This window comes from Bradyrhizobium genomosp. I (2014) (assembly GCF_000261685.1).
GTDB lineage: Bacteria > Pseudomonadota > Alphaproteobacteria > Rhizobiales > Xanthobacteraceae > Bradyrhizobium.
On the sequence record NZ_AJQE01000399.1, the window covers coordinates 1 to 1833 of the forward strand.

2 protein-coding genes are annotated in these 1833 nt (G+C 65.0%); one reads left to right on the forward strand and one right to left on the reverse strand.

Features of this window, described 5'->3' with window-relative positions:
- Positions 1-1005 (reverse strand): efflux RND transporter periplasmic adaptor subunit (locus IC50_RS35210; protein ID WP_035715946.1); only part of this gene is annotated, 1005 nt, incomplete at its 3' end.
- A gap of 200 nt (positions 1006-1205) precedes the next feature.
- On the opposite strand from IC50_RS35210, the gene IC50_RS35215 reads away from it, so the two are divergent.
- On the forward strand, positions 1206-1811 hold the full coding sequence (locus IC50_RS35215) for a TetR/AcrR family transcriptional regulator (RefSeq protein WP_035715948.1): 606 nt from the start codon (positions 1206-1208) through the stop codon (positions 1809-1811).
- The last annotated feature ends 22 nt before the right edge of the window (positions 1812-1833 follow it).

Consider the following 1833-nt stretch of genomic DNA (forward strand, 5'->3'; position numbering starts at 1 on the left):
CTTGTCCTGGTCGGTGCCGATCGCGCGCTCGTCGATCATGACCAGCGCCTGCTGCTTCGGCTGGCCCATGCGTACGCGGGCGAACTGACCGGGGATGAGCCGCCCGTCATCGTTGCGGAATACGGCGCGGACACGGATGGTCCCGCTCTGGCCGTTGACCTGGTTGTCGATGAGCTGGATGTGACCCTTCGCCGAGAGGCCGCCCGACGTCGTCATCTCGACCGGGATCTGGTCGAGCTTGCCGCGCCTGCCGGAGGCATCCGCGATCGAGTTCAGCGCGCGCAGCACGACCTCCTCATCCGCGTCGAAAGAGGCATAGATCGGATTGACCGAGACCAGCGAGGTCAGCACCGGGGACGCGGTGCCGGCGGCAACGAGATTGCCGACGGTGACCTCGATCTTGCCGACGCGGCCGTCCACGGGCGCACGCACCTCGGTGTAGTCGAGATTGAGCGTTGCGGTCTGGAGCGTCGCCTCGGCCGCCTTCAGATTGGCGATCGCTTCGCGATTGGCGTTGTCGCGCTGATCGTAGTCGCGCCGCGTCACGACGGCGTTGCCGACGAGCTGCGCGCCGCGTTCGAGCTCGCTCTGGGTGAACACGACGCGCGCTTTCGCTGCCTCGAGCTGGGCCGCAGCCTTGTCGACCTCGGCCGCATAAGGGGCGGGATCGATCTTGAACAGCACGTCGCCGGCCTTCACCAGCGCGCCTTCGGTGAAGTTCGCCGACAGGATCGCACCCGCGACGCGCGGGCGGAGCTCGACGCGGTTGATGGCCTCCAGCCGGCCGGAGAAGTCGTCCCACAGCACGGTCTGCCTTGGCTCGATCGTCGCGACGGTGACGGAAACGGCTTGTTCGGCCGCGGCGGCCGGTGTCGTCGCTTGCGCCGCGTGAAAGTAGCGGCCGGTCGCAATCGAGCCGGCTGCGGCAAGGGCGCCCACGACGGCGGCGCCACCCAGAAGGCGGCGGAAACGGCCGGTGCGGGAGGTATTTTGGGAGGGGTGCATTTGCGCGCTCCAGATATGTAGTGTTCACTACAGATGTGGAGCTGGATACCGCAGTGCAAGATACTTATGTACCATTCACTAAGAAAATTGTAGCGGCATACCGCAAGATTTGGAAGGCCCCGGGAAAGTAGAATTAGAACAAATAGTTAGGATTTGGCGTTAAGCCTCCGGCAGAACGCGAAGTCCGAGGAGACAGGCACATGGGCATGGGACGCCCCCGCGAATTCGACGCTGAAATGGCGTTGGACCAGGCGATGGAAGTGTTTTGGCGTCATGGCTATGAGGGCGCGACCATTGCCCAACTCACCGAGGCCATGGGCATCAACCCGCCCAGTCTCTACGCCTGCTTCGGCAACAAGGAAGGCCTGCTGAAGGCCGCGCTCGACCGCTACACCAAGCTGCGCAACATCTGGATGGATGAGGTCGTGGCAGCACCGACCGCCCGCGCCGTCACCGAACGGATGTTGATGGGTATCGCCGACAAGCAGACCGATCCCGCCAATCCACCCGGCTGCCTGCTGGTGCAGGGCGGCATCGCCTGCGGCACCGGTTCCGAGAACGTCCCCTTCGAGCTCGCCGCCCGCCGCGCCCAGAACGAAGACCAGCTCCGCGACCGTTTCGTCCGCGCCAAGGCCGAAGGCGATCTCAAGCCAACGTCAGATCCCGCCGCGCTCGCACGTTATGTCTCGGCTGTCTCCGTCGGCATGGGCGTGATGGCGTCCTCAGGCGCGGATCGGGAAGCGCTGCGGCAGGTCGCTGATGTCGCCGTGCAGGCGATCGAGGCGCAGTCGGCAGAGAGGACCTAGCACTACTTTGGCAGAATGTGTT

Coding starts and splice junctions, on each gene's coding strand:
- IC50_RS35215 (WP_035715948.1), top strand. CDS start 1,206: ATGGGCATGGGACGCCCCCGCGAATTCGACGCTGAAATGGCGTTGGAC.